At 63.8% G+C, this 26190-nt stretch carries 30 protein-coding genes and 2 tRNA genes; 19 read left to right on the top strand and 13 right to left on the bottom strand.

The window, feature by feature from the left end; translation table 11 throughout:
* Nucleotides 1–39 precede the first annotated feature (39 nt).
* Together H578_RS0102100 and H578_RS12605 are read left to right on the top strand one after the other, a co-directional pair.
* The gene (locus H578_RS0102100) at nucleotides 40–1047 is read left to right on the top strand and encodes a TAXI family TRAP transporter solute-binding subunit (RefSeq protein WP_022872056.1); all 1008 of its coding nucleotides are present in this window, start codon (nucleotides 40–42) and stop codon (nucleotides 1045–1047) included.
* Nucleotides 1044–3284 (top strand): TRAP transporter permease, encoded by a 2241-nt coding sequence (locus tag H578_RS12605; RefSeq protein ID WP_022872055.1) that lies wholly within the window; start codon nucleotides 1044–1046, stop codon nucleotides 3282–3284. Before H578_RS0102100 ends, H578_RS12605 begins: the two co-directional genes overlap by 4 nt.
* On the opposite strand, the gene menC is transcribed toward H578_RS12605, so the two are convergent.
* Nucleotides 3274–4404 carry an o-succinylbenzoate synthase gene (gene menC, locus H578_RS12600; protein WP_022872054.1) on the bottom strand — a complete coding sequence of 377 codons (1131 nt, stop codon included), beginning with the start codon at nucleotides 4402–4404 and terminating at the stop codon, nucleotides 3274–3276. The two genes, H578_RS12605 and menC, sit on opposite strands and share 11 nt — an antisense overlap.
* A gap of 29 nt (nucleotides 4405–4433) precedes the next feature.
* Nucleotides 4434–5219: a hypothetical protein gene (locus H578_RS12595; RefSeq protein ID WP_156837175.1), complete on the bottom strand. Its 786-nt coding sequence runs from the start codon at nucleotides 5217–5219 to the stop codon at nucleotides 4434–4436.
* Nucleotides 5220–5281: 62 nt separating this feature from the next.
* On the opposite strand from H578_RS12595, the gene H578_RS0102080 reads away from it, so the two are divergent.
* Entirely contained in the window at nucleotides 5282–5974 is a 693-nt protein-coding gene (locus H578_RS0102080; protein ID WP_022872052.1) for an SDR family oxidoreductase, read from the top strand.
* 9 nt (nucleotides 5975–5983) lie between these two features.
* Here the strand turns inward: H578_RS0102080 and purU are convergent, their stop codons facing one another.
* Complete coding sequence (gene purU, locus H578_RS0102075; RefSeq protein WP_051130751.1) at nucleotides 5984–6880, bottom strand: formyltetrahydrofolate deformylase; 897 nt, start codon at nucleotides 6878–6880, stop codon at nucleotides 5984–5986.
* A 71-nt stretch (nucleotides 6881–6951) separates the two neighbouring features.
* Nucleotides 6952–7023, bottom strand: a tRNA-Asn gene (locus H578_RS0102070).
* 120 nt (nucleotides 7024–7143) lie between these two features.
* Here H578_RS0102070 and H578_RS0102065 point away from each other — a divergent pair.
* The gene (locus tag H578_RS0102065) at nucleotides 7144–7716 is read left to right on the top strand and encodes an LOG family protein (protein ID WP_022872050.1); all 573 of its coding nucleotides are present in this window, start codon (nucleotides 7144–7146) and stop codon (nucleotides 7714–7716) included.
* Nucleotides 7717–7807: 91 nt separating this feature from the next.
* On the opposite strand, the gene H578_RS12590 is transcribed toward H578_RS0102065, so the two are convergent.
* Nucleotides 7808–8290 carry an Hsp20/alpha crystallin family protein gene (locus tag H578_RS12590; protein WP_022872049.1) on the bottom strand — a complete coding sequence of 161 codons (483 nt, stop codon included), beginning with the start codon at nucleotides 8288–8290 and terminating at the stop codon, nucleotides 7808–7810.
* Nucleotides 8291–8572: 282 nt separating this feature from the next.
* Here H578_RS12590 and H578_RS0102055 point away from each other — a divergent pair, with 282 nt between their 5' ends.
* Nucleotides 8573–9403 carry a siderophore-interacting protein gene (locus tag H578_RS0102055; RefSeq protein WP_022872048.1) on the top strand — a complete coding sequence of 277 codons (831 nt, stop codon included), beginning with the start codon at nucleotides 8573–8575 and terminating at the stop codon, nucleotides 9401–9403.
* Between the two features lie 36 nt (nucleotides 9404–9439).
* On the opposite strand, the gene H578_RS0102050 is transcribed toward H578_RS0102055, so the two are convergent.
* Nucleotides 9440–9886 (bottom strand): TM2 domain-containing protein, encoded by a 447-nt coding sequence (locus tag H578_RS0102050; RefSeq protein ID WP_022872047.1) that lies wholly within the window; start codon nucleotides 9884–9886, stop codon nucleotides 9440–9442.
* Nucleotides 9887–9970: 84 nt separating this feature from the next.
* Here H578_RS0102050 and H578_RS0102045 point away from each other — a divergent pair, with 84 nt between their 5' ends.
* The 3 genes from H578_RS0102045 to H578_RS0102035 are packed head-to-tail and all read left to right on the top strand — an operon-like array spanning nucleotide 9971 to nucleotide 12792.
* The gene (locus tag H578_RS0102045) at nucleotides 9971–10780 is read left to right on the top strand and encodes a phage holin family protein (RefSeq protein WP_022872046.1); all 810 of its coding nucleotides are present in this window, start codon (nucleotides 9971–9973) and stop codon (nucleotides 10778–10780) included.
* A gap of 39 nt (nucleotides 10781–10819) precedes the next feature.
* Nucleotides 10820–11599 carry a CDP-alcohol phosphatidyltransferase family protein gene (locus H578_RS12585; RefSeq protein WP_022872045.1) on the top strand — a complete coding sequence of 260 codons (780 nt, stop codon included), beginning with the start codon at nucleotides 10820–10822 and terminating at the stop codon, nucleotides 11597–11599.
* Entirely contained in the window at nucleotides 11596–12792 is a 1197-nt protein-coding gene (locus H578_RS0102035; RefSeq protein ID WP_022872044.1) for a glycosyltransferase, read from the top strand. The genes H578_RS12585 and H578_RS0102035 overlap by 4 nt, the downstream gene beginning before the upstream one ends.
* A gap of 55 nt (nucleotides 12793–12847) precedes the next feature.
* On the opposite strand, the gene H578_RS15375 is transcribed toward H578_RS0102035, so the two are convergent.
* A complete protein-coding gene (locus H578_RS15375) occupies nucleotides 12848–13609 on the bottom strand; it encodes an AMIN-like domain-containing (lipo)protein (protein ID WP_156837174.1) in 762 nt (253 codons plus the stop codon).
* Between the two features lie 172 nt (nucleotides 13610–13781).
* On the opposite strand from H578_RS15375, the gene H578_RS12575 reads away from it, so the two are divergent.
* Nucleotides 13782–14033, top strand: coding sequence for a TM2 domain-containing protein (locus H578_RS12575; protein WP_022872042.1), 252 nt, complete (start codon nucleotides 13782–13784; stop codon nucleotides 14031–14033).
* A 131-nt stretch (nucleotides 14034–14164) separates the two neighbouring features.
* On the opposite strand, the gene H578_RS0102020 is transcribed toward H578_RS12575, so the two are convergent.
* The 4 genes from H578_RS0102020 to H578_RS12565 form a co-directional block, all read right to left on the bottom strand.
* Nucleotides 14165–14241 (bottom strand) — tRNA-Ile (locus H578_RS0102020).
* A gap of 60 nt (nucleotides 14242–14301) precedes the next feature.
* Complete coding sequence (locus H578_RS12570) at nucleotides 14302–15336, bottom strand: glycosyltransferase family 4 protein (RefSeq protein ID WP_022872041.1); 1035 nt, start codon at nucleotides 15334–15336, stop codon at nucleotides 14302–14304.
* 6 nt (nucleotides 15337–15342) lie between these two features.
* On the bottom strand, nucleotides 15343–15744 hold the full coding sequence (locus H578_RS0102010; protein WP_022872040.1) for a 6-pyruvoyl trahydropterin synthase family protein: 402 nt from the start codon (nucleotides 15742–15744) through the stop codon (nucleotides 15343–15345).
* A 25-nt stretch (nucleotides 15745–15769) separates the two neighbouring features.
* Nucleotides 15770–16747, bottom strand: a complete 978-nt coding sequence (locus H578_RS12565; RefSeq protein ID WP_022872039.1) for a zinc-dependent alcohol dehydrogenase — start codon at nucleotides 16745–16747, stop codon at nucleotides 15770–15772.
* Nucleotides 16748–16849: 102 nt separating this feature from the next.
* Here H578_RS12565 and H578_RS0102000 point away from each other — a divergent pair, with 102 nt between their 5' ends.
* The 3 genes from H578_RS0102000 to H578_RS0101990 all read left to right on the top strand — a co-directional run bounded on the left by H578_RS0102000 (nucleotide 16850) and on the right by H578_RS0101990 (nucleotide 19816).
* A complete protein-coding gene (locus H578_RS0102000) occupies nucleotides 16850–17938 on the top strand; it encodes a glycosyltransferase family 4 protein (RefSeq protein WP_022872038.1) in 1089 nt (362 codons plus the stop codon).
* A gap of 115 nt (nucleotides 17939–18053) precedes the next feature.
* Entirely contained in the window at nucleotides 18054–19172 is a 1119-nt protein-coding gene (locus H578_RS12560; RefSeq protein WP_084709815.1) for a sensor histidine kinase, read from the top strand.
* Nucleotides 19163–19816: a response regulator transcription factor gene (locus H578_RS0101990; protein WP_022872036.1), complete on the top strand. Its 654-nt coding sequence runs from the start codon at nucleotides 19163–19165 to the stop codon at nucleotides 19814–19816. The genes H578_RS12560 and H578_RS0101990 overlap by 10 nt, the downstream gene beginning before the upstream one ends.
* 5 nt (nucleotides 19817–19821) lie before the next feature.
* Here the strand turns inward: H578_RS0101990 and H578_RS0101985 are convergent, their stop codons facing one another.
* Nucleotides 19822–20082, bottom strand: a complete 261-nt coding sequence (locus H578_RS0101985) for a hypothetical protein (RefSeq protein WP_022872035.1) — start codon at nucleotides 20080–20082, stop codon at nucleotides 19822–19824.
* A gap of 50 nt (nucleotides 20083–20132) precedes the next feature.
* Here H578_RS0101985 and H578_RS16655 point away from each other — a divergent pair, with 50 nt between their 5' ends.
* Entirely contained in the window at nucleotides 20133–20264 is a 132-nt protein-coding gene (locus H578_RS16655; RefSeq protein ID WP_022872034.1) for a hypothetical protein, read from the top strand.
* 129 nt (nucleotides 20265–20393) lie between these two features.
* Here the strand turns inward: H578_RS16655 and H578_RS0101975 are convergent, their stop codons facing one another.
* Nucleotides 20394–20984: a M23 family metallopeptidase gene (locus H578_RS0101975; protein ID WP_084709813.1), complete on the bottom strand. Its 591-nt coding sequence runs from the start codon at nucleotides 20982–20984 to the stop codon at nucleotides 20394–20396.
* Nucleotides 20985–21502: 518 nt separating this feature from the next.
* On the opposite strand from H578_RS0101975, the gene rpsB reads away from it, so the two are divergent.
* The 6 genes from rpsB (at nucleotide 21503) to H578_RS0101945 (ending at nucleotide 26183) form a co-directional block, all read left to right on the top strand.
* Entirely contained in the window at nucleotides 21503–22450 is a 948-nt protein-coding gene (rpsB, locus tag H578_RS0101970; protein ID WP_022872032.1) for a 30S ribosomal protein S2, read from the top strand.
* A 28-nt stretch (nucleotides 22451–22478) separates the two neighbouring features.
* Entirely contained in the window at nucleotides 22479–23315 is an 837-nt protein-coding gene (gene tsf, locus H578_RS0101965) for a translation elongation factor Ts (protein ID WP_022872031.1), read from the top strand.
* Nucleotides 23316–23416: 101 nt separating this feature from the next.
* Nucleotides 23417–24136, top strand: a complete 720-nt coding sequence (gene pyrH, locus H578_RS0101960; protein WP_022872030.1) for a UMP kinase — start codon at nucleotides 23417–23419, stop codon at nucleotides 24134–24136.
* Between the two features lie 55 nt (nucleotides 24137–24191).
* Entirely contained in the window at nucleotides 24192–24749 is a 558-nt protein-coding gene (gene frr / locus H578_RS0101955) for a ribosome recycling factor (RefSeq protein WP_022872029.1), read from the top strand.
* Entirely contained in the window at nucleotides 24749–25618 is an 870-nt protein-coding gene (locus tag H578_RS0101950) for a phosphatidate cytidylyltransferase (RefSeq protein WP_022872028.1), read from the top strand. Before frr ends, H578_RS0101950 begins: the two co-directional genes overlap by 1 nt.
* 4 nt (nucleotides 25619–25622) lie before the next feature.
* Nucleotides 25623–26183 (top strand): DivIVA domain-containing protein, encoded by a 561-nt coding sequence (locus tag H578_RS0101945; RefSeq protein WP_022872027.1) that lies wholly within the window; start codon nucleotides 25623–25625, stop codon nucleotides 26181–26183.
* The last annotated feature ends 7 nt before the right edge of the window (nucleotides 26184–26190 follow it).

Below are 26190 nucleotides of genomic sequence, written 5' to 3'. Positions count from 1 at the left end.
CTGAACAGGACCGATCCTGCATCGCACTCAGGAGGACAGATGAATATTCGACGCACTGCCGCTGCAACCTTGGCCATTGGCGCACTGACCGCGCTGGCCGCGTGCGGCGACGACGACAACGGCAACGGTGACGGTGACCTTGAGGTCGGTGACGAGGACGACTTCATCACGGACCTGGAGTTCACCACCGGTGGTACAGGTGGGGCCTACTACCCGCTGGGTGGTGAGCTGGCCAGCATCTTCGAAGAAGAGACTGAAGCCACGGTGAACTATGTGGAGTCCGGTGGTTCCGCCGACAACCTCGGCCGGATCTACCAGGAACAGTCCCAGCTGGCCCTGACCCAGAATGACACCGCCATCGACGCGATGAACGGAGAGCTGCCGGACCTTGAAGGTGAGGTCATCGACAACTTCGGCTGGATCGCGAACCTTTACCCGGAGGCCATGCACATTGTGGTGCGTGCCGATTCGGATATTGAAACCATTGAGGACCTCGAGGGCCAGACCATCGCTGTGGGCGACGTCGGCTCCGGTACCCGCATCATCTCCGATGCGATCCTCGAGCACTTCGGTATCGAAGAAGGCGACTACGAGGCTGAGGAGACCGAATTCGGTGACTCCACGGAGATGCTCGCCGACGGTCAGATCGACGCGACGATGTTCGTCGTTGGTGTGCCCGTGGCCTCACTGACCGAGCTGGCTCAGTCCACCGATGTCCGGTTGGTTTCCCTCGATGAGTCCGACGCCGAGGACATCGCCGACACTGGCGACTACGAGGCTTACACGATCGAGGCCGACGCCTACGAATTCCTCGACGAGGATGTCACCACCCTCTCGGTTTTCGCCGCCCTGGTGGCCTCCTCCACTCAGGTTTCTGAGGACTTGGCCTACGAGATCACCGCGGCGATCTTCGACAACGCCGACCAGATCACCGTGGACCAGGGTGAGAGCATCGACATCGACGAGGCACTGCTGGGCATCGGCGACCTGCCGCTGCACCCCGGTGCTGAGCGGTACTACGACGAGCAGGGCATCGACCTGCCGTGAACACCGCTGCTCCGAGTCGGCGCCCGGCCGAATCCCCAGCTGGGATGAAGCCGGGCGCCGCCTCTGAGGAGAAGGCCGAGGAGGTCCTCCGCGAGCACGACGTCTCCAGCCGGTATCGCACCGATCTTGGCTGGTGGGGTTGGCTCGTGGGGGCCATCTCGGTGGCCTTCACCGCCTACCACCTCTATGCGGCCTTTAACAGGCCGTTCAATCAGTGGATGCACGGCTCGTTGCACGTCGCTGGGGCCGTGGGACTGATCTTCCTGCTGTACCCGATTTCCCGGAAGCTGTTGCAGCCCGGGGACCCGGATCAGAAGTGGAAGAACATCCTCACCGGGCGTCACCGTGGAGTGGCCTGGTACGACGTCGTCCTCGCTGCTGCGGGGATCGCGTGCAGTCTGTACATCTTTTTCCGGTACCCGCATCTGGTCTCCAACCGGACCCAGATCCTGGGGTATACCGACCTCGACATTGCTGTCGCCGCCGTCGGGGTGCTGCTGGTGCTGGAAGCCACACGCCGCTGTGTGGGCTTGCCCATTGTCATTATTGCCTCGCTGGCTATCCTCTACGCCATCTTCGGCAATCACCTGCCTGCTTTTGCCCACCGCGGCCAGGAGTGGTCGGAGGTGGCCACTAACCTGTTTCTCTCCTCGGGGCAGGGAGTTTTCGGGACCCCGATCCAAGTCTCGGCGAACTTCATCTTCTTGTTCTTGTTCTTCGCCGTGGTGCTGCTGCGCACCAATATTGGGCAGTTTTTCAACGACCTCGCCTTCCGGGCGGCTGGTCGGTTCTCCGGGGGACCCGCTAAAGCCGCGGTTGGTGCCTCCGGTCTGCAGGGAATGATCTCCGGGTCGTCGGTGGCCAACACGGTGGCCTCAGGCTCCTTCACCATCCCCATCATGAAACGGGCCGGTTTCAAACCGCACGTGGCGGCGGCCACCGAGGCCACCGCCTCCACCGGCGGGCAACTCATGCCCCCGATCATGGGGGCTGCAGCCTTCATCATGGCCCAGAATGTGCCGGACTTGGAGTACAACGAGCTCATCGTCATCGCAGTGATCCCCTCACTGCTGTATTTCCTCGGGGCGATGCTCTCGGTGCACTTTGAAGCCAAGCGCAACGGGCTTCAAGGAATGGCTTCGGCTGATTTGCCGACATGGATGTCCATCCTGACCCGGATCGATATGCTCCTGCCCCTGGTGGTCATCATCTCCACACTGCTGTCGGGGATGAGCCCGATGCGTGCGGCACTGTTCGGCATCGGCACCGCCTTGGGGATCAGTTTCATCAGGGCGCTCATCCAGCACTTTGGTCCACTGCTCTCCGAAGCGGCCGAACGCGGCGAGATCCCCCAAGCCGTGGGCAAGTCCGCTCTCGCGCTGGCTCAGGTGGTCACCGAGATGTTTATCGCCGGAGCCCGGACAGCGCTGCCGGTGATCGCCGCCTGTGCCACTGCGGGAATCGTGGCAGGTACTGTGACCTCCACCGGACTGGGCGGGCAACTGGGTGCCGGGCTGATGGATATCTCTAGCTCGCTGATCGCCTTTTTCCCGGGGTTCCTTGAAGTGCTCATCGACCGTAACCAGCTGGAGTTCATGCTGGTGCTGTTCTTCGTGATGATCGCCTGCATCGTGTTGGGCATGGGACTTCCCACCACGGCGAATTATGTGGTCACCGCGACGATCGCTGCACCGATCCTCTACAACAACTTCGACGTGCCGCTCATCGCAGCTCACATGTTCGTGTTCTTCTTCGGCATTCTCGCCGATATCACGCCACCCGTCTGTCTGGCTGCCTACGCCGGGGCGGGTATCGCCCACGCGAATCCGCTCTCGGCGGGGGTGACGGCACTGAAGATCGCCTTCGCCGGATTCCTCATCCCCTATGTATTCATCCTGCAGCCGGCACTCTTGCTGCAAGGGGAATGGTTCGAGACCGTGCGATATTTGGCGATGACGATCGTGGGGATGGTTGCCCTAGCTTCCGGACTGGCGGGGTACCTCGTACGCCGTGCTAACGGCTGGGAGCGGACGCTGCTCATCCTCGGTGGGCTGATGCTCATCTACCCGGATATGACGATCTCGGTGGCAGGCATGGTGGCTATGGCTGTAGCCGTGGTGCTCCAAGTCATCGGCCGTGGACGCTCCGGCCCAGGGGCTGAAAACACCGGCTCTTCTGACAGCAGCGAGGTCGCTCAGCCCGGTGATGAGGAGCGCTCCGCAGCTGCTACAGCCTGAACTGTTGGCTATCGGCTGCGTGCTGGGTGATGAGCTCGGTTTTCACCCGGGCGCCCAGGCCCGGTACAGAGGGCACGCGGACTTCTCCCGCCTCGGCGGTGACCGGTGGGTCGATGATGTCCTCGGCGTAGTACTTCTCACTGGCGGAGACGTCGCTGGGCAGCGTAAAGCCCGGCAAGGATGAGATCGCCACATTGGCCAGGCGTCCGATGCCGAATTCATGCATCCCGCCACACCACACCGGCCAGCCGGCTTCCTGTGCCAGGTCGTGGGCGCGCCGGGCGGTGGTGAGTCCACCCATCCGGGAGACCTTGATATTGAGCACCCCGCCGGCACCTAATTGCACTGCGGTGCGCAGGTCATCGAGGGTTTCGACCGATTCGTCCAGGCAGATCGGTGTGCGCAGCTTGGCCTGCAGGCGCGCCGAGTCCAGGAGATTCCGTGGCGCGAAGGGTTGTTCGATCATCGTCAACCCGTAGGCGTCAAGAGCGCGGAAGATGGCGATCGCCTCGTCATAGCCCTGCTCTCCACGACCCGGGTAGGCCCCGTTGGCGTCGACGTGGATATCCAGGTCAGGATGCTCGGCGCGCACCGCCCGAACGGGTTCCACATCCCACCCGGGGGCGATCTTCAGCTTCACCCGCGGGTAGCCGGCCTCCACATATCGACCCACCTGGACCAAGAGGTCCTCAATCCGTGGTTCGATCCCCAGGGAGACCCCGGCGATGACTGTGCTGCGGGTTCCGCCCAGCGCCGTGCTCAGGGGGATGCCAGTCTTGGTCGACCAGAGGGTCCAAGCGGCCATCTCCACGCCGGCTTTGGCGAAGTAGTGTCCCCGGATGGTGGAGAAGAGGTCAGAGACCTCGTCGGGGTGGTCCCACTGGGCACCAGCCAATGCGGGAATGAGGTACTCGCCTGCGGTGTGCTTGGCGATTGTGGTGGTCTCGGAGGCGTAGTACGGCCCTGCTGGTGAGGCGATCTCTCCCCACCCTTCGGCCCCATCGGTGTCGGTGAGTCGGATCAGCAGGTGCCGCAAGGAGGATTTCCGGTGGGAGCTGGTCTCGAAGGAATGCACCAGGGGGAGTTCGACGTCGTAGAGAACGGCTTCAGTAATGCGCATGGGTCCTCGATTCGGGGCTGCGTGAGAGCTCAGGGGCTCGTGAAGGTGTACACGGCGGTGTGGGCGTCACTGCGGGTGCAGGAGACTGCCTGCCAGCCCTGCGAGAAGAGCCCGGCGATACGGTGGCGTAACTGTGCGGCGAGGTCGGGGTCCACGGGTTTGGCCGCCGGGACCCCCAGGTAGACGGTGTCCTGCTCTTGCCTCACCTCGCCCACCTCCAGTGCGGGCAGGCGGTGTTGGTGGGGCGCGTGCTCCTGGTGGGATGGGTCCTCCCTGGGGGCGAACTGCCATTCCACGGTGATCCGGTCGGTGCCGGGCAGTCCCTGAGCATCGGGGGTGTACCAGCGGCCCACGGCCCCGAGTACGTCGAGATTGAAGTGCGCGTTGCGGGCCAGCAGCGGATCGTAGGTCCACCGCATGCGGTGTGCTCCGTACCGGGAGGCAACATCGGCCTGGACTCGTTTAAGGGACCGGCCCACGCCCTGGCCTTGCAACACAGAGGACACCACCGCCGCCTGGGAGAAATGGTAGACGCCGTCGGTGGTGCCGGTCATCGCGTCGGCGGAGTCGAGTGCGGTCCACCCGTAGGCGAAGGCGAGCACTGTGCCGGAGGGGTCTACTGCACCGACCACGGATCCGCCGTGCAGGCGCAGGGAGGTCAGCATCCGTGGATTGATGCTCTCGTCCTCACCCGTATACCCGAAGACCCCGCGGTAGAGCTGGCAGGCCTGTTTGAGTTCACCGTAGTTGGTCAGCTCCCGGACGACGAGCCCGGAGGAGAGGGTGATGCTCTGCAGCGGTGAGTTATCGGCCACGTCCACCACTGTACGACGCCGGCACCACCGGGTGCAGAGCCCCGGGCCGGTACGGTAGTGCTATGGCAGAGAAGATTGCACTGGTCACCGGAGGAACGCGCGGCATCGGACGGGCCATCGCCGCGGAATTGGTCACAGACCACCACGTGGTGGTGGGTGGATCCAATCCGGAACGGATCGATCGCACCGTCAGTGAGCTGGGGGACGCCTCCGGGTTTCTGGCTGATTTGACGCAGGTGGACTCCATTGCGGCGTCGTTCGCACAGCTTCAGCTACCGCGGGTGGATGTCCTGGTGCACAGCGCCGGTTTCGCATGGGTGTCTCCGGTGACGCAGGCGGCACCAGATGACTGGCAGCGGATGTTCAGCCTCAATGTTTTCGCCGTGGCCGAGCTGACTCGGGCCGCATTGCCGGCGCTGCGTGAATCAGACGGTCAGGTCATTGCGATCAATTCCGGTGCCGGATTCACCGCCCGTGCTGGCCAGGGGCTGTATTCGGGGTCGAAATTTGCGCTGCGGGCGCTCACTGATGCATTGCGTGAAGAGGAACGGGGCCGGGTGCGGGTCACGTCGATCCACCCCGGCCAGGTGGACACGGAGATGCAGGTTGCTTTGCAGCGTTCCTACGGCAATGAGGATTACGACGGGTCGCGGTATGTGTCCCCGCAGGCGGTGGCCAAGACGGTCCGGCTCGCGGTGGACAATGAGGACGCCTCGATGGTCGAGTCGCTGACCATCCGTCCGGTGAACCCCTAAACGGCGGCTTTAGAAGACGATCGTGGTGTTGCCGTGCCGGATGACCCGGTCTTCGCAGTGCCATTTGACCGCACGGGAGAGTACTGCACGTTCGACGTCGGCCCCATAGCGGGTGAGCTGGGCGACGTCGTCGGCATGAGAGACACGGATGACGTCTTGTTCGATGATGGGGCCCTCATCGAGATCTTCGGTCACGTAGTGCGCGGTGGCGCCGATCAGCTTGACCCCGCGGTCTTTGGCCTTCTGGTAGGGCCCGGCGCCGATGAAGGCGGGCAAGAAGCTGTGGTGGATATTGATGACGGGGCAGCCGATCTGTTCTAAGAACTCTCCGGAGAGGATTTGCATGTACCGGGCAAGGACCACCAGGTCCACATTGCCGGCCAGCAGTGTGAGGTGTTCGGCTTCGGCAGCGGCTTTATTGCCTTTGTCCACGGGCACGTGGACGTAGGGGATGCCGAAGCGCCGGACGTCCTCGGCGAGATCCGGGTGGTTGGAGATGACCATGGCGATGTCCATGGGCAGTTCGCCACGACGGTGGCGCCAGAGAAGATCCAGGAGGCAGTGGTCGGTTTTGGAAGCGAAGATCGCCACGCGTTTGGGTTGAGCGGCTTCGGTGAGTTGCCACTGCATGGAGAACCGTTCGGCGAGGGCCTCTACCGCTGCTTCGACCTCCGGACGCCGGGCGGGGAAGCTCGGCAGGTGGAAGACGGTGCGCTGGAAAAACTGGCCGTCCTCCACACCAGTGGAGTACTGATCCAGGGTGGTGATGTTGCCGCCGAGGTCGGCGATGGTTTGGGAGACCGCAGCGACAATGCCGTGCTGGTCGGGGCAGGAAATCACCAGGCGCGCAATATCGGCATCAGAAGTATCAGTCACAGCATTCCTTGAGGGTCGAAAGGCCGGCATGCCGACCGCCATAGTACTGCGAGAAAGACTAACGGCCCCTGCCAAAAAGCAGAGGCCGCAGATCTTTCGAGCTCCCCCGGCTGGACTCGAACCAGCAACCACTCGATTAACAGTCGAGTGCTCTGCCATTGAGCTACGGAGGAATGGACCTAGGAAGTCTAGCAAGGAAGTCGTCGGGGTGAGAAATCGCCTTCGGTGAGTGTGCCCAGCCGGTGTGAGGTCAGGGCGCACTCAGGCTGCTGTGCGGCCTAGGATGAGTTGTGATGGAACTGAACAGAGTCACAGTTTTCACGGGCGGGGCCTCCGGGCACGATCTGACCTACCAGCAGGAGGTCCGCAGCGTGGGTGGTGCCCTGGCCCGCGCCGGCGTGGGACTGGTCTACGGCGGTGGCAAGGTGGGGCTGATGGGGCAGGTGGCCGATGCTGCCCTGGAGACCGGTGGGCAGGTCATCGGGGTGATGCCGGAGGTCCTCGTAGACCGCGAAGTGGCTCACCACGGGGTGACCCAGCTGGAGGTGGTCCCGGATATGCATGCCCGCAAGGCTCGTATGGCCCAGTTAGGGGATGCCTTCGTCACGTTGCCGGGCGGGATGGGCACCTTAGAAGAACTTTTCGAAGTGTGGACCTGGCAATACCTAGGGATCCATGCCAAGCCGGTGGCGCTGTACAACATCAAAGGTTTCTGGGATCCGCTGCTGGCGATGATCGATCATCAGGTGGCGGAGGGCTTCATTGCGGCATGGCGACGCGATGCCCTGGTGGTCGCCGATTCCGCCGAGGATCTCATCGGTCAGTTGCGCCGCTGGGAGCCCCCGGTGCAAGACTCCCGCTCATAATGCTGGGTTCTATCTGGGGTAGCGATTCACTGTGGTGGGTGGGCACGCGAAAGGGGCCGCCCGAAGGCGACCCCCTGAGTGCCGGCGGAGATCAGGCGTTGATTTCCTTCTTCTCCTCGGAACCGGAGGTCTCGACGCTGCGTGCGCCGTGACCGGATGAGATCTTGATCCGCTGTGGCTGCTCCTTGGCGTAGACACCGGCCACGCGGACGGTGAGCACGCCGGCGTCGTACTCTGCGGAGATCGCATCCTGACTGACCTCCTCCGGCAGTGTGATGGTGCGGGAGAAGGTGCCGTAGCGCACCTCACGGATGCCTTCGGCGTCGTTACGGGTCTTCCGTTCGCCAGAGACGGTGAGTGTGCGTCCACCGGTCAGTTCCACCGAGACGTCGTTCTCCGGGTCAATGCCGGGCAGGTCGGCGGAGAGGATGAGGTCCTCTCCATCGCGATGGGCGTCGACGGCGGGGACGAAACCGGCGCGGCGGCTCTCCTCACTCATCGGGCTACGCACCTGACGGAAGACATCGTCAATGAGGGAGAACGGGTCAAGACGGGTCATGGTCGGGTTGATCATCAGCAATCAGCCTCCTTCCGGGAAAGATCCAATCGCCTACAACTCGATATCGGGTTGTGGGGGCAGCCCTTCAGGGGGCTGCCAGTCATTCCAACGGAGTGTGCTCCCGGGTTATTCCAAACCTGAGCCAACAGGGCTCAAGTTTTTCTCGTGAGATGGCGAGGGTGTGCCGAGGAGATGAACGACGACGACGTCGCAGCGGGAGTCTTCGCAGATAGGTGAGTCTCATCTTGCGTTACCCCGGGAGATGAACTGAGGTAAACCTTCCTATAGGGTGGGTGTATGACACCAGCACCACGCAAGCCCCGCCGTCAACACTTGCTCACCGTGCAACACACTGAACACCTCACCCCGCATATGGTGCGCGTGGTCCTGGGTGGGGACGGGTTCTCCGGTATTGAGTTCAAAGAGGACACCGATCAATACATCAAGCTGCTCTTTGCCGACCCGGCTCTTGGCTTGCAACGCCCTTACGACCTGGATGCCCTTCGTGACCAGCTGCCCCAGGACCAGATGCCGGTGACCCGGACCTACACCATTCGGCACATTGACCGGGAGCGTCAGCACATCTGGGTGGATTTCGTCATCCACGGGGACGAGGGCATCGCCGGACCCTGGGCTGCCGGTGCGCAACCGGGCGATCAGATCAGTTTCTTCGGCCCCGGCTCGGGCTACGCACCCCGGCCGGAGGCCGACTGGCATCTGTTGGCCGGAGACGAATCTGCGCTACCGGCGATCGCCGCCAGTGTGGAAAGTATGCCCGCACAGGCCCAGGGGCTGGCGCTCATCGAGGTGCGTGACGCCGCAGAAGAACAGCCCATTGCCGCACCCGCCGGTGTTGAGGTCCGGTGGCTGCATCGCGGCGCCGATTTCTCCCCGGAGACCACTCAACTCACCGCAGCGGTGGCCGAGGTGGAGATTCCCTCAGGGGACGTTCAGATTTTCATCCACGGGGAGCGCGAGCAGATGAAAGCCATCCGGCGTAATCTCGTCAAAGAACGCGGTGTGGATCGGCGCGGAATGTCCCTGTCTGCCTACTGGGCCTACGGTCGGGTAGAAGACCAGTTCCAGGCGGAGAAACGTACACCGGTGGGACAGATCGACGAAGACTAAACCGGTCGGGCTCGTGACCGTGCCGGGGATGTCCGGCTACTGTGCTGTACCGGAGGCGGTGCCGATGACCAGGGCGATGACCAGGAATCCGGCAAAGACGACCACGGTGACGGCTGCGCAGATCCCGCCGAATCTGGTGTAACCGTCCAGGCGGTGATCTTTGGTGTCACGCATGGTTCCGGAGAGCAGTAGGAACAGGTCAATCACTGTCCAGGCGCCCACTACGGCCATGAACCCGAGAGCCAGATTCACCTGGTCCAGGCTGAAACACACCAGGGCCGCGCAGAACAGGGTGGTCTTGACGATCGCGGTGGGAAGAAAGCCCAGGTAGTACCGCTGAGCGCCGACGGGGCCGCCGAAAAGCGCTAAGGCCCAGGCGATGAGGAACTTCTTCTCCGAGATCGGCTGGTTCTGATGGGCGAGCCGATCATCCTCGGTGTACGTGTTGGCGTACAGCTCGTCGAGGTCGTAGTCACCAGCCATACCTCAATACTAGGGCCGCACGGCTCTGGCGGTGGTAGTTTGGAGGGCATCGTCAAGCGTAAACGTCCAGATGGAGGCGCAGTCGTGGCCCAGCATGCCGCTGAGACCAAAAAGGCACCCAAGACTTCGATTCTCGATGTCCTCAAGGTCCTCATCCGGCTGGGTCCCAAGCAGATCGGCGATGAGATCGCTCTGGCCACCGCCCAGATGAAAGCCAAAGGGCTGGCTGCCGGGATCGCTGCCGCGCTGATGGTGGTGGGGCTGGTCTTCGTCACCTTTTTAGTGGTGGCACTGATTGTCGCGGCGATTGCCGCACTGGCACTGGTCGTTGAACTGTGGCTGGCCGCGCTCATTGTGGCGGCGGTCTTCCTCCTGATTGCGTTGATCTTCGCGCTGATCGGTTACGTCAAACTCAAACGTGCCATGCCGCTGGTACCTGAGGATGCCATCCGTGGGTTCCGGCTGGACCTCGGCGTGGCCCGGGAGGGCACCAGCTTTGATCCACGCTCCTTGGACCGGGCAGATGAACAGCGCCGCCGCGCCAAGGAAGAAGCCAAGCGCAAAGCCGCCGAGCAGGCCAAGCGGGAGAAGAAGACCCCCGGCACTGGGGAACCGAGCAAACTCAGTTACACCGAGTTACTGCGCCGCACCGCGCTGCGCCGGGACCACATTGCGGGCTTGCAGGACCAGATCGTGGCTCGCCTGCCCCAGGGGAAAATCGCCGATGACGAACTCGCCTCATCCCCGGTGGACGAGCGTCGCGAGGACTCCGAGGCCGAAGAGAAGGTCGAGGCCGCCAAGGAGTTCGTCTCCGCGCGGTGGAAGCCTCTCTCTGTGGCCGCGGGAGCCACCGCCGCCGGCGCGGTGTTCCTGCGTGAACTCATCAAACGGTAGCCGGCAGTCTGCGGTGCGGCAGCGAGTAGACTCAACAGCGTGAGACTCATCGGTGCCGGCACCCGCGAGGGCTACCAGTACACCGTGAAAGAGACGTTCCTGACTGCGCCGAACGTCATCACGGTCCTGCGCTTCCTGCTGGTGCCCGTTTTCGTGGTGTTGGTGGGCGAGGGATCCTATATCGGTGCCCTGTGGGTGCTGGTGATTCTGGGGGCTACTGACTGGGTGGACGGCGTCGTCGCACGGGTCTTCGACCAGATCAGCAGCGTCGGGATGTGGTTGGATCCCCTGGCAGACCGGGTCGCTGTGGTCATCATCACCTTTACGCTGGTGTATTTCGAGCTGATACCCGGCTGGGTGCTTTGGGTCATTCTGGTGCCGGATGTGTTGCTGTTCCTCACTTCTGCTCTGCTGTTCCGAGGCTCCCCGCAGCTGAAGGTCTCTCCTGCGGGGAAGGTCCGCACCGCTGGACTGATGATCGCCTTCCCCCTGACCCTGCTGGTAGCCGCCGAGCAGGTTGACCTTGAGCTGCTTCCCTTGGTGGCAGAGTCGGTGCTCATCGCCGCCTGCGTGCTGCATGTGGTGGCCTCCGGGGACTACTTGTTCCAAGCGTGGGCGAAATTCCGTTACTTGCGCCGGCAGCACATCAACCCCTGGGACCGTCACCTCTGGGCCAACCCCAGGCCGGCGGCGGGGGGAAGCGCTGAGGTGGTCGGCGGCGTCGTGCCCGATGCGGATCAGCCGCCCACTCAGGCCGAGCAGCTCAGCGAGGATGAGCAGGCTGTGGCTACCGAACACGGGAGGGCCCAGGCGACGTGACCCGCCGCCCGCTGCGCGTGCTGATCGCCGCGGACACCTACCCGCCGGATGTCAACGGTGCTGCTGTCTTCGGTTACCGCCTGGCTAAGCACATGACTGCCCGTGGCCACGAGGTCCACATCGCGGCGGCACGCCCCGGTCCGGGACCCGACACGGTGGAGTACCGCGACGAGGCCACCATCCACCGATTCCGCTCGTTCAAAGCTCCCACCCATGAGTATTTCCGGCTGTGTCTGCCGTGGACCGTAGAGCCGGCCATGCACCGCCTGGTGCAGGAGCTCAAGCCCGATGTCGTTCACGTGCAGTGCCATTACATGATCGGCAAAGCCGCGATCCTCGCCGCAGAGGCTTGCCGGGTGCGGTTGGTAGCCACCAACCACTTCATGCCAGAGAACCTCGACCCGTTCTTGCCCTTTCCCCAGTGGTTTAAGCGAATCGTCTCGACGAACTCCTGGCGGGACATGAGCCGGCTGATGGGCAAAGCCTCCGTGGTGACCACACCGACCCCCTTGGCGGCTGAGACGATGCGTGCCAAGGGCGGCTTCGAACGGGTGTTACCACTGTCTAACGGGATCGACGTCGACTACTACGCACCACGCCCCGGGGAGTCCATCCCTTCCCGGGAGGTACCTACGGTGTTGTTCGTGGGGCGTTTGGCGGTGGAGAAGAACGTTGATGTGCTCATTGATGCGGTGGCTCGCACGGACCCTGACCTGGGGATCACTGCTGAAATCGTCGGTGACGGGGAGCAACGCGACCGGTTGCGCGAACAGATCGCCGAACTCGGCGTGCAGGACCGGGTGGTGATGCGTGGGCATATCGACGACGCCGAACTCCGGCGGGCCTACATCGCTGCTGATGTGTTCTGTCAGCCCGGTACCGCGGAACTGCAGTCGCTGGTGTCCCTTGAGGCGATGAGCGCAGGGAAACCGGTGATTTTGGCCAACGCTCTGGCGTTGCCCCACCTGGTTTCCGAGGGGGAAAACGGGTATCTATTCGAACCTTACGACGCCGACGACCTCGCTGAGAAGCTCACCCGCATCTTCGCCAAAGATCCGGTAGAGCGGGTGGCCATGGGGGCGGTCAGCCGGCAGCGGGCCAATCAGCACGCCATCGACAAGACGATGTCCACCTATGAGGAGCTCTACTACGGGGCTGACTGGGCGGAGACCGGACAGTTCTTCCGCAGCTGAGGCCTCTGCCGCCGGTCCGGTTCTCGGTGATGGGGAGACGGGGTGGTGCGGCAGGTTATTCGGTGGCGATATCGACCACGACGCGTAACCGGTCGTCGTCTTCCAGGGTGAAGATGTGGAAAGGTCGTTCGGTATCGACGCCCACCGCGTACTGTGAGTGACCTTCGAAGGGGCCCTGGACGTAGAGGTCAGCGATCCGCACGCCTTGGTCTTGTAGATAGTGCCCGGTGCCGATCGCCTGATCCTGCGGATTCGGTCCGTTGATATCGATCTGCAGAATCGCCTCTCCGGCGATGTCCACCGGTTCCCCCACCCCGAGAGTGGAGACCTCGTCGACGTATTCGGCGCGATAGGAGACCGCTCCGGGGCCGGCGTATTCGAAGACAACGCGCTCATACCCCTCGTGGACCCCGTGGCGGATCTCGGTGAGTTGTTGCTCCCGGGCAGCGTCACCACCGTCGGGGAAGCCGTCGGATTCTTGAGCTTGGGTGCTGAACTCTTCCGGGGTCACATCCTCGGCGCCGTCAGCGGCCTCGCCGGTGTCCTCTTCAGCCTCGCCCTCAGTATCGGTGCCGGTGTCCTGGTGGTGTTCGGCGCCGTCGTCGTCGGGCGTTTCCTCGGGCTCATCGGCGGGGCCGGTCTCATCATCACCGGCGTGGGCGTCGTCGCCGGTGGTTTCGGGCTCGATGTGGCCTGCCTCAGCATCGGTGGTTTCGGTGTCCTCCGCCTCAGGGAGATCCTCTGCCTCACCGCAGGCGCTCATCGCCAGTGCCAGAGCGGTGGCAGCAGCGGTCAGCGGGGCCGTGCTGTTGTTCACCTCGTCGCGCTCCTCCCGAACACGGGGACTGCAAGCTGCTTTCTGCACTTCACGGTAAGTCGGATGTCTGAAGTGGTCCAGCACACAGGCTCCACTTCAGCCAATCGTTAGCGAGGTGTGATGATGTAATGGTGCCGAACGGGAATCCGCATCACGAGATTTTGGAGGGACCATGACGTACTACCCGGACCCGCACCAGCCCGCCCCGTACCACCCCGGGCCGCCGAAGAGCCATGCGGCGGCGATCATCCTCAGCTTGTTCTTGGGCACCTTGGGGATCGACCGTTTCTACCTGGGCCACGTCGGCGTGGGGCTGGCCAAACTGTTCCTCTCCTGGATGACCTTCGGGATCTGGCAGCTGATCGACCTGATCCTCATCATCTGCAAAGGCACCAACGGTCTCAAGCGCATCAACTGGCAGTAGACGCTGGCACGGTTCACCTGACTCATGCGGTACGGTCAGGCAACCCTGTGGTGCAGCGTGGCCTACCGGGTCAACCCCCAGGCTTCAGTTGCCAGCGATCCAGTTGCGTGGCCCAGGTGGACTCGGGAGCGTGGTCGGGAGTGTGGGACTTGAACCCACGACCAAAGGATTATGAGTCCTCTGCTCTAACCAACTGAGCTAACTCCCGTGGCGTGCTGTGGCAGCCGAACCATCCTAGCGGGTGCCGAGGCGGAGCACGCTGAGCAGATCAGGCCAAGGAGGCGAAGACTTCAGCGGTTTCCGCCCAGGACGGTAGATGAGGACGACGACGCCTCGCCGCCTCGATCAGGTGTGCTCGCTGGGTCGGGTCGGTGAGGAAACGTTCGATCGCCTGTGTCCACTCGGCTGGACGGCGGGGGTCCAGGGCCACTCCGGCGGCACCGGCAGCCTCCTGAGCCCCTGTGCCGGCGGCCACCAGCGCCGGAACCCCCGCTGCGCAAGCCTCGGTCACCACCATGCCGTAGGCCTCCACGAGCGAGGGCACGAGCAGCAAATCTGTTTCCGCCCACAGTCGGCTGACCTCCTGAGGTGCTAGTTCGCCGCGGAACTGCAGACGCTCACCCAGCTGATCCCGCAGCCGGGCCAGGACCTCTGCCCCGTACTGCGTCTGCGCGCCGGGCCCGGCGAGAAGGAGGCGGTATTGAAGGTGGTGCAACGGCCTGAGTGCCTCAGCCAACAGGTGATGATTCTTCACCGGCTGAAATGCGGCGACACAAGCCAACCGCGCCTGACCTGCTGTTTCCGTGAAGTGGCTGCGGGGTTCCGTGCCCGAGACGGTGACCCCCGGCACCGCGATAAGCACGTCATCCCGACCATAGCGATCCTGCAGTTCCTTTGCGCACCATCGGCTGACCGTCACCACGTGATCGGCCCTCAGGAGGGCAGCACGTTCCCGCTGGGCAGTCTCATCGACTGTCTCAGCGTCCATCCCGGCCAATCCCTCACTGGCTGCGGCTGCGGGCATGTGGACCAGGTGCACCGTTTGTCCCGCACCGGCGCGGGAGAACAACTGTGGGTGCTGTGCGCCGATGAGCCCGTCGACGATCACTAGGTCTGGCTGATGCCGGTGGCGTGCCGTGTCATAAGCGGAGGCGCCGTCGTCGTGGGTGAAGAACTCCACAGGCCGGCGCAGCACGGGACAGAACCAGCCGGCGGCTTCCAACTGACCGCGGACCTGGGCGTTGTACCGGAGACCACCACTGACCACGCCGAGCTCCGGCTCCACCCACAGCGCCGTGCCCACCGGCGGCTACTCCAGCTCGATCCGCACCGAGGCCCGAGCCTGAGGGTGCTCATCGGCTTTGACCTCCAAGGCTCGCAGCCCGTGCCCACTGCCTAAGGCTTCGGCCAGGCGTAAGGCGATGTGCTGGACGATCACCTCCGTTGTGGAAAGCTTTTCGACAAAGTCGGGGTGTTCATCCAGGTTCTGGTACCGCAGCCCAGAGAGCACCTCGGAGAGCAGACGATTGGCCTCTCCGATGTCCATCACCACCCCGTGTTCGGTCAGCCCCACGCGTTCAAACGTGGCGGTGATCGCCAGAGTGGCCCCGTGCAGACGTTGAGCTGGGCCGAAGTACGGGTCGTTCAGCGAGTGGGCGATCATCAGGTGGTCGTCCACGCTGAGTCGGAAGACCGGGGTGTTCTGGATCATGTGTCTCCTCCGTCCGGGTGGTGGGTCATTGATAGGTCACCGTGTGCAGCACGCAGTCGCGGGTCCACGCCGCACCGTTAGTGAGGTCATCCATCACCTGGGGGAGATCCTGAAGAGGGGAGGAACCGGTGATGAGTGAGTCGAAGCGGTCATCGAGCAGACTGACCGCCGTGGACAGGCGTTCCCGCCGGGTGCGCCGCAGTCGTTTAGCGGTGGCGACTTCCCCGACCTGCACCCCTAGGATCCGCAACCGTCGGGCGTGGAAGTCAACCCCGAGCGGGGCTTGGGCTTCATGCTCTCCATACCAGGAGAGCTCCACCACGGTGCCGTCGTCCCCGGTGATTTCCAGGGAGCGGGTCAGGCCTGCCGACTTCGCCGAGGTGTGGATGACGACGTCGTTGTCTCCTTCGGCGTCCGCGGGGGTGCGGCTGGTCAGCCCCAGTTCCTCGGCCAGCTGACGGCGCTGCGGGTCGATGTCGATGACTTCTAACCGTTGGGGGCTCAGTTTGCTCACCATCAGGGCGGTACACAACCCCACGAGACCGGCGCCGACGACGGCGACTCGCTCACCCAGGGAGAGCTGCGCCTCCCACACGGCGTTGAGTCCCACTTCCGCCACCCCAGCGAGGAGAGCCCGGGGGCTGGGCATCTGCTCTGGCAGCACGTGGCAGTCCTCGGCTGGTACCACCACGTGGCTGCGATGCCCGGCCAGGGTGAAGACTCGCTGCCCGCGCAGGTGTGCTGGTCCGCTGAGGACTCTGCCGACATTGAGGTAACCGTGGGAGACGGGATAGGGGAGTTCGCCGAGTTGGTGCGGGGCGCGCATCAGGGAGGCGACCGCCTCAGGTACATCGCCGCGGTGAACGAGGGTCTCCGTTCCGCGGGAGATACCGCTGATCTCCGTGGCGATGAGCACTTCTGCCTCACCGGGTTCGGGCATGGCAACCTCACGGACCTCGGAGGTGCCGGGTCCGGTGGTCCAGTACTCGTAGGCGGTGCTCACAGATCCGCATCGTGCCAGGTCAACCCGGAAACAGGCTGAACGGCTCAGGTTCCGGTCACCACGCGCAGCCGGGAGTTTCTCCCCGCCTGAAACAATGGTCCGGTGAGGCTCTTCATCGACTGCCGGTATGTACGCACCCGCGTCCACGACGGCATCTCCCGGTACACCGCCTCCCTGGTGGCAGCGGTGCGTCAGGAGGGGGCCGATGTCACCATGCTCATCAGTGATCCCGGCCAGCTGCATTTGCTGCCGGAGGCGCCGCATCTGCGGATCTCCTCACCGACCTCGCCCGCGGAGCCGTTTGTGGCGCGGCAGTTGAACCCCCACGCCCCCGACGTCGTCTTCTCGCCGATGCAGACCATGGGGAGCCTGGGTCGGCGGTACCGGTTGATTCTCACCCTCCACGACCTCATCTATTACCAGCACCGGAGACCGCCGCGGGATCTGCCGGCACCGGTGCGGTTGGGGTGGCGGCTTTACCATCTCAGTTACGTGCCTCAACGCATCACGTTGAACCGAGCCGACGCCGTGGCTACCGTCTCGCAGACCACCGCGGAGTTGATGACCGAGCACCGGCTGACCCGACGTCCAGTCCACCTCATCCCTAACGCCCCTCAGGTGGTCAGCACTCCCCGAGATCCCGCTGTGATGCCCACACGTGACCTGGTGTACATGGGCTCCTTCATGGAGTACAAGAACGTCGAGGCCCTCGTCGTGGCGCTGAACCGGCTCCCGGAGTACCGGCTGCACCTGTGTTCACCGATCACGGCCGCGCGCCGGGCCCAGTTACTCGCCCTGGCGGAACGTCCCGGGCAGGTGGTGGTGCACAACGGCATCAGTGAGGACGACTACCACCGGTTGCTGCGCCGCTGCGCAGCACTGGTGACGCTGTCCCATGCAGAGGGATACGGGCTGCCGGTGATTGAGGCGATGAGCCACGGCACCCCGGTGATTGTCTCCCGGCTGCCGATCTTCAAGGAAGTCACCGGTGGTACCGATCCGGCGGCCCAGTTGGTGGTTTCCGACGACGGCGGCGCAGACTTCGCTGCCGCCGTGCGCCGTTTGGAGAACCCCGCTGTTTTCGCTCAGGCCAGTGCCCTGGCCCGAGAACGCAGCCAGGACTACTCCTGGGTCGACTCCGCCCAGCGTCTGCTCGCCCTGGCTGGTGACATCACCTCACGGCCCCGGTGAACTGGGATCGCCGCGCCCTCTTCAGTGGGTGTAGCCGGTGGGTCTAGGCCCACACTTAGCCCTCCACGCCGCAGAAACGTTGTCATGCCAGACCCGCCCGGCAAGACTGAGCGGCATGGTCCTTCGACGTATTGCCCTCGTTCTCTTAGCCTGGGCGCTGCCTGTCCTCTGGGGTTGTGCTGCGCTGTTGTTCCATCACATCGCCGGGGATTGGGGTGCATGGCACTGGCTTGCGGTTGTGGGCTGGACGCTTGCCGTAGCCGGGGTCTCGGTGACACTCAGCGGACGGATGGTGGCGGATACTTTCCGCCGCTTACTGGCGGAGTGGACCGACGGGTCACTTCAGGGGCGACGGCAACCGCCGTATGCGGTGGCGCATCTGGCCACCTCGACCTGGGGTGAGCACTATGATCCGCTGACAGCCGGGCTATTACGACGTTCCGAGGAGTGGGTGGTCCGCCTTCTGCCTACCTGGCGAGAAACGTTCTGGCTCCTTATAGCCCCAGTGCTGATCCCCCTAGCTGTGGTGCTTCCCCCACTGCGGGACCTCCTATCGGCGGTGGCGGTGAGGCTTCTGGGGCCTTCGACGGCTGATCTGCTCGGTTCCCGAGTGGAGTCGCTGGAAAAGGGGCGCACAGATCTCACCCGGGCTCAGCAGACGGAACTGTACCGGTTGGAGCGGAATCTGCATGACGGCGCCCAGGCCAGACTCGTCAGCATTGGTATGACCCTCGGTGCCGCAGAAGCGCTGGTGGATCGGCAGCCCCCTCAGGCGAAGGAACTGATCGGTCAGGCCCGGGAGTCTTCCCACGCGGCTCTTCAGGAACTGCGTGAACTGGTCCGTGGCATTTTGCCGCCGGTGCTAGTGGAACGGGGGCTGGCTGATGCCGTGCGAGCACTGGCCTTGGATGTCCCACTGCCGGTGACCGTGCACGGGACCATCACACGCAGACTGGAAGCCCCTCTGGAGTCGGCTGTGTACTTTGCCGTGGCAGAGCTGCTCGCCAACGCTGTTGAGCACGCTGAGGCCTCCGGCGTACGCGTCACCTTTGAGCAGGACAGTGGGAGGCTCACCGTGGTGGTTGAAGATGACGGACGTGGGGGTGCTAACCCGCAGTCGGGGAGCGGCCTGGCGGGGGTCGAGGAGAGGCTGGGGTGGTTCGATGGCACGTTGCGTATCAGCAGCCCCAGGGGAGGCCCCACTCGTGCTGTAGTGGAGGTTCCATGCGCATAGTGGTGGCTGAGGATCAGTACCTGCTTCGGGAGGGACTCACACATCTGATTCGATCCCACGGACACCACGTGGTGGCTGCCGTCGCTGATGCGCACTCAGCGCTGCGAGCCCTGCGTCAGCACCGCCCTGATCTTGCTGTGCTGGATATCCGCATGCCCCCTACACACTCGGATGAGGGCCTGCAGTTGGCGCTGCAGATTCGCGCTGAACGTCCAGAGGCCTCGGTTTTGATCCTGTCCCAACACTTGGAGCAGCTCTATGCCCGGGAGTTATTGGCCAACGGTGCTGCCGGGGTGGGGTATCTGCTGAAGGATCGTGTCTTCAACGCTGCCACTTTCATGGAGGCGGTTGAGCGTGTGGCTGCTGGCGGAACCGCACTGGACCCGGAAGTGGTCAGCCGGATGATGCGGGCTGAACCTGCTTCTTCCTTGGCCTCGCTCACTGATCGGGAAAAGGATGTGCTCAGTCTGATGGCCGAGGGGCTGTCTAATCAGGCCATCGCTGGCAGGCTGTTCCTCAGTGAGGGTGCCATCAGCAAGTACACCACCTCGATCTTCGCCAAGCTGGGGATCGAGCATAACGGCGCCGCCAATCGGCGCGTCCGCGCCGTGCTGGCGTATCTGAACTCACCTCGCGCTGTATAAGGAGGTCAAATGCGGTCGCGATACTTCTGGCGGACGGCTTGGGGTGAGACGTCGAGAGCGAGTGCGATCTCCAACCAGGTGACGCCGCGCCGCCGAGCCTCGATGACTTTCTCATCGATGAGGTTCTGAGCGTACTCGCGCATGATGGCAGCGGCGCGAATCTCGGCGGTATCTGCCGGTCTGCGGGACGTGGCGGGGTCGAAGTCGATGCCTTCCTCGAATCGCCGGAGGGCCGCTTCATCGCTGATGCGTGCTTTGGTTGCCATTCTTCTCACGTACCTTCCGGGGGCCAATACTTTCTACGTGCTCGCATGGTGTGGACGACTCGGGTTTCCTTGTCGTCTTCAATGACACCGATTTCCAGGATGGTTCCCTGACGGGCTGGGCCGATGAAAACGGTCAGCTCGAGATCCCCCTGGTCAACATGCCGGATCAGGAAGTTGCGTAAAGCATGTCGAATATCTTCATCGTTAAACCCATGTTTCCTTGCTGATGGTGTTATATGCGGTTCATTCCCCTTATTCATGCTATATCTTGTGTCCAGCGAAGACAAGGTATCTTGCCTTTGGTGAAGAGATCAGTCGTTGTGAACCGGTAGGAGGACCGAGGGTTCCACGGGGCCCAGCAGAAGCATCGGGTTGATGTATTCGCCGTGGTGACGGACTCCCCAGTGCAGGCACGGCTGGTCACAGGCGTAGCCGCCGTCGTCGTACGTGGATAACTGCCCGATGACTTCACCGGCGGTGACGGTGTCTCCCTGCTGAAGATCGGTTTCGATCGGTTCGAAGCTGGAGATGTAGCCGGAACCGTGGTCGATGGAGAGGACCTCACGATCCACGACGACGCCGGAGAAGCTCACCACCCCATCTGCGGGGGCATGGACTGCGCCGTGGGGTTCTAGAGCGAGCTTCACCCCGCGATGCCCCGCCGCCCAGGGCGCCGGGGGAGCGGCGAACTCCCGGAGAACCTCCGGACCCGGTGTCGGGGACTCCCAATCCGAGGGATGCTGGTCACCAGGCTCGCCCACGGCAGAGGCCCGGACTGGTCCCGGTGTGCCGAGCAGTACCACCGTTAAGACCACGAAGAGCAACAGCAGACCCCATGGTGGGCGGGAGAGCACCGGCCGGCCCGTGGCGGGAAACGGCACGGTGGTCGGTGATGCGCTCATGGGTGACAGGGTGCGCCGTCGTCCACAGTGATGCTCGTCAGTCGGCAGAATATGTGCACAACCCCGGCGCGTCGTACCCGGTGCCATCTGCTGTGAAAAACTCAACGGGCACCCGGGCGGAGCCACCAGTGGTGGCCTGCCCGCGAGTACTTCTCCAGCAGTTGGGGAAATCTGCCCGCACCGGCTAGACTGAGCCCAGCAGTTTGACGGGTGGGGGTTATCTCCTGCGCGCCGAGCTGACTACGCGCTGTTCGAATCCCTGTGTGACGCGCACGCTGAACACGGGTCGATCCCATCGGTCCACACCACACGGTCACAAGCCGCCGGTGTGTCCGGGATCGGGGCCACACACCGGTTCGCAGCTAGGAGCCCGGGAAAACCGGGTGACAGGAGCCGCTTTGATGCTCTGGTTCGCCAGAGTGACATGGTCAGGCGGCTTCCGAACAGTAACCGAGAACACACCAGCCGGAGCTGCGCGGGATGCCCGTGTTTCAAGCCCGGCACCGAAAGGAAATGACATGCCCGTCGTCACCATGCGCCAGCTGCTGGACTCCGGAGTCCACTTCGGCCACCAGACCCGCCGCTGGAACCCGAAGATGAAGCGCTACATCTTCACTGAGCGCAACGGCATCTACATCGTCGACCTGCAGCAGTCGCTGTCCTACATCGACCGCGCCTACGAATTCGTCAAGCAGACGGTGGCCCACGGGGGCACCATCCTCTTCGTTGGTACCAAGAAGCAGGCCCAGGAGGCCATCGCTGAGCAGGCTCAGCGTGTCGGTCAGCCCTACGTCAACCACCGCTGGCTCGGTGGGATGCTGACGAACTTCGCGACCGTCTCCAAGCGTGTTGCGCGGATGAAGGAACTCGAGGAGATCGACTTCGACGACGTCGCCGGCTCCCAGTACACCAAGAAGGAACTGCTGCTGCTGCGCCGTGAGCTGGAGAAGCTGCAGGCCAACCTGGGTGGTATCCGCAACCTCACCAAGACTCCCTCCGCCCTGTGGGTGGTGGACACCAACAAGGAGCACCTGGCCGTCGATGAGGCCAAGAAGCTGGGCATCCCGGTGGTGGCCATCCTCGACACCAACTGTGACCCCGATGAGGTCGACTACCCCATCCCGGGTAACGACGACGCCATCCGCTCGGTGGACCTGCTGACCCGTGTGGTCGCCGACGCCGTCGCCGAGGGTCTGCTCGCCCGCGAAGGTGGGGGCTCCTCCTCTGGCGCAGCGGAGCCGATGGCCGAATGGGAGCGGGAGCTGCTCGAGCAGCACGCCGCCGAGCAGGCCGCTCAGGGTGAAGGCGCGGAGATCTCCGAAGCTGCCGATCAGCCGGCCCAGGCCAGCCCCACCACTGAAGGGGACGCCGCCGCTGAGTCTGAGACCGGAGCCGACGAATCCTCCGCACCGGCCAACGCTGATGCCGAGGAAGCCGCCGCCACCGCTGAGAAGTCCGAGTCCTGAACCTACCTACCGGGAGGAACGCACACTGATGGCGAACTACACCGCAGCCGACATCAAGGCCCTGCGCGAGCGCACCGGCGCCGGGATGATGGACGTGAAGAAAGCCCTCGATGAGGCCGACGGCGACGTCGACAAGGCCATTGAGGCCATCCGCATCAAGGGTCTGAAGGGTGCGGCCAAGCGCGAAGGCCGTTCCGCTGCCGAAGGCCTGGTGACCGCCAAGGTCACCGGTGAGGCCGGTTACCTGCTCGAAGTCAACGCGGAGACTGACTTTGTCGCTAAGTCCGACAAGTTCATCGCCCTGGCCGAGAAGGTTTTGGACACCGCAGTGGCCGGCGGCTACGACTCCGTCGAGGCCCTGTTGGAGGCCGACGTCGAAGGTAAGAAGCTCTCCGACTACGTCACCGAAGAGGCCGCCGTGCTCGGCGAGAAGGTCGTGGTCCGGCGTCTGGCCAAGGTCACCGGCGCCTACGTCGACGCGTACCTGCACAAGACCTCCAAGGATCTGCCCGCTCAGGTGGGTGTGCTCGTTGCTGTCGACGCCGACTCCGAAGATGCCAAGACCGCGGCTCACGATGTCGCCGTGCACGCTGCAGCCTTCGCCCCGGCCTACCTCACCCGCGATGAGGTCCCCGAGGAGACTGTCGCCAACGAGCGCCGGATCGCCGAGGAGACCGCACGGGCGGAGAACAAGCCCGAGCAGGCACTGCCGAAGATCATCGAGGGCCGCACCAACGCCTTCTTCAAGGAGCAGGTGCTGCTGGACCAGCCCTTCGCCAAGGACCCGAAGATCACCGTGGCCAAGGTGCTCGAACAAGGCGGCACCAACGCGGTGGGCTTCGCTCGCTTCCGCGTCGGTAGCTGAGGGTTACACTGACCTCAACGCGTCCATGACAGCGACAAGGGGGTGGCCATCTTCATCAGGATGGCCGCCCCCTTTCGTATGCCCCAAAGGAGAGGAACCCGATGCCCGAGACCGCACTGAAACGACGCCGTGTCCTCCTCAAACTCTCCGGGGAGGTGTTCGGCGGAGGGTCCGTCGGTGTCGACCCGGCCACGGTGCGAGGCATCGCTGAGCAAATCGCCGCAGTCGGTACCGAGGTGGAAGTCGCCGTCGTCGTCGGTGGAGGCAACTTCTTCCGCGGCGCGGAACTATCCAAGGCCGGAATGGACCGGGCACGAGCCGACTACATGGGCATGCTCGGTACCGTGATGAACGCTCTAGCCCTGCAGGACTTCCTGGAACAATCCGGACAACCCACTCGAGTCCAGACCGCCATCGCCATGGCGCAGGTTGCTGAGCCCTACATCCCCCTGCGGGCTATCCGGCACATGGAGAAGAACCGCGTGGTGGTTTTCGGCGCCGGGGCCGGTATGCCGTTCTTCTCCACCGACACCGTCTGCGCTCAACGTGCCCTGGAAGTCGGGGCGGAGGAAGTCCTCATGGCCAAATCCGGCGTCGACGGCGTCTACACCGCAGACCCGCGTAAAGACCCCACGGCACAGAAACTCGACCACCTCACCTACGACGAGGCGCTGCGCCGCGATATCCGGGTCATGGACCAGACCGCGATGACCATGTGCAACGACAACAAGCTGCCCATGCGGGTCTTCGGGATGGAAGGCGAAGGCAACGTCACCCGCGCCCTGCTCGGTGAAGCGCTCGGCACGCGGGTTACTCCGTGAGCCTGACACCGCTGACATAGACTAAACCGCAGACCACTCAACCCGAGGAGACACGGTGATCGACGAGACTCTGGCAGACGCCGAAGAACAGATGAAACGCAGCGTGGACGCCACCAGCGAGGACTTCGCCACAGTACGTACCGGGCGGGCCAACCCCGCCTTGTACTCCAAAGTCCTGGTCGACTACTACGGGTCCCCCACACCGCTGCAGCAGTTAGCCAGCTTCAACACACCGGACGCCCGGACTATCCTCATCACCCCCTACGATGTCTCCGCCATGCGGGAGATCGAAAAGGCGCTCTCCGACTCGGAAATCGGGGCCAACCCCTCCAACGACGGCAAACAGATCCGCATCACGATGCCAGATCTGACCGAAGAACGCCGCAAAGAGTACGTCAAGCTCGTCAAGTCCAAGGGTGAAGACCACAAAGTCTCGGTCCGCAATGCCCGCCGCAAGGCCAAAGAAGCCATCGACAAGGCGGTCAAAGACGGCGAGATCGGTGAAGACGACGGCGACCGCGGCCTCAAAGAGCTCGATGCGCTCACCAAAAAGTACACCGACCGTATTGACGAGATGACCAAGAACAAGGAAGCAGAGCTTCTCGAGGTCTGATGTCCTCGCGGCAGACACAGCAGGCACCCCCGGAGAAGAAGACCCCCCGGGCCGGGCGGAACCTGCCGGCAGCGATCGGCACAGGTGCCGCGCTGCTGGTGCCCGCCGTGCTGGGGATCATTTTCTTCGAAGCGCTGCTCATCGCCCTCTGGGTCGTGATCCTCTGCCTGGGGGTCTGGGAGGTGGCCCGAGCCCTACAGACCCGGGGGCTGGTCGTGCCGAAGATCCCGCTGTACATTGGGGCCGCGGCCATGCCCTTGGCCGCCTATTTCGGTGGGGTAGAGGCCCTCACGCTGGCGCTGCTACTGACCGGGCTGCTGATTCTCATTGCCGCAGCCCTGGGCACCCCGGATCCGGGCCGGTCCATTATGGCGAGCATCTTCGTCGCCTGTTGGGTGCCGTTCCTCATCTCCTTCGCGGTACTCATGCTGCACCTGGATGAGGGCAACTGGCGCCTGGCGGTGGTGGTGCTGCTGGTGGTCGCCAATGACACCTTCGGGTACGTGGCGGGCGTGTTCTTCGGCAAACACCCCATGGCCCCTCGGGTCAGCCCCAAGAAATCCTGGGAGGGTTTCGCTGGGTCGATGACTGGCGCCGTCGTCGTCGGAGTGCTGACGTCCTGGTTGATCTTCGATGAGCCGCTCTACATCGGCGCCCTGCTCGCCGCGGCAGTGGTGGTGGCTGCCACCGCGGGGGACTTTAGTGAATCGATGGTTAAGCGCGAACTCGAGCTGAAGGACATGTCCCAAGCACTGCCCGGCCACGGTGGGGTCATGGACCGGCTGGATTCTCTAGTCTTCGCTATGCCGACCGCCTACTTCCTGCTCGTGGCGCTTACCGGGGAATCGCCCGGGATTCCCTTAGGGTAGGCACATGGCCACCACATCCACCCCGCTGTTCACCCTGCTGGACCAGGACGAGCAGGGATACAGCCGTGATGAAGTCGACGAGTTCATGTCCCGGGCGCGTGCCGCCTACGACTCCGGGCGCGGCATGCCACTGTCCGAGATCCGCCAGGCCAGCTTCAGCCTCGGTCCTGGCGGCTACAGTCCGGCAGAGGTCGACGCCGCCCTCGACCGTCTCGAGGACGCTTTCGCCGCTGCTGAGCGGGACCAGTACATCGCCCGCCACGGGGAAGACGCCTGGTATGAGCTGCTGGCCGAGCGCGCCGAACCCCTGCGACGCCGGCTCGAGCGTCCCGACGGGGAACGCTTCCGTGAGCCCCCCAGCCCCGGGATGGTCGGTTACCGCAAAGACACCGTCGATGCACTGTGTCAGCAGCTCGAGCGCTACCTCGACGGGGAGAACCCCATGAGCGTGGACGAGATCCGCACCATCACATTCCCCGCGGTCAAAGGCTCCGGCGGCTACGACGAAGCCCAGGTCGATGCCTTCCTGGATCGGATGACCGAGATCATGGCCTCCGTCGGTTAACCACGGC

Source organism: Nesterenkonia alba DSM 19423 (assembly GCF_000421745.1).
In the GTDB taxonomy this organism is placed as follows: Bacteria; Actinomycetota; Actinomycetes; order Actinomycetales; family Micrococcaceae; genus Nesterenkonia; species Nesterenkonia alba.
The sequence above is the reverse complement of the archived record's forward strand: the minus strand, read 5'-3'. Positions and strand labels throughout refer to the sequence as shown.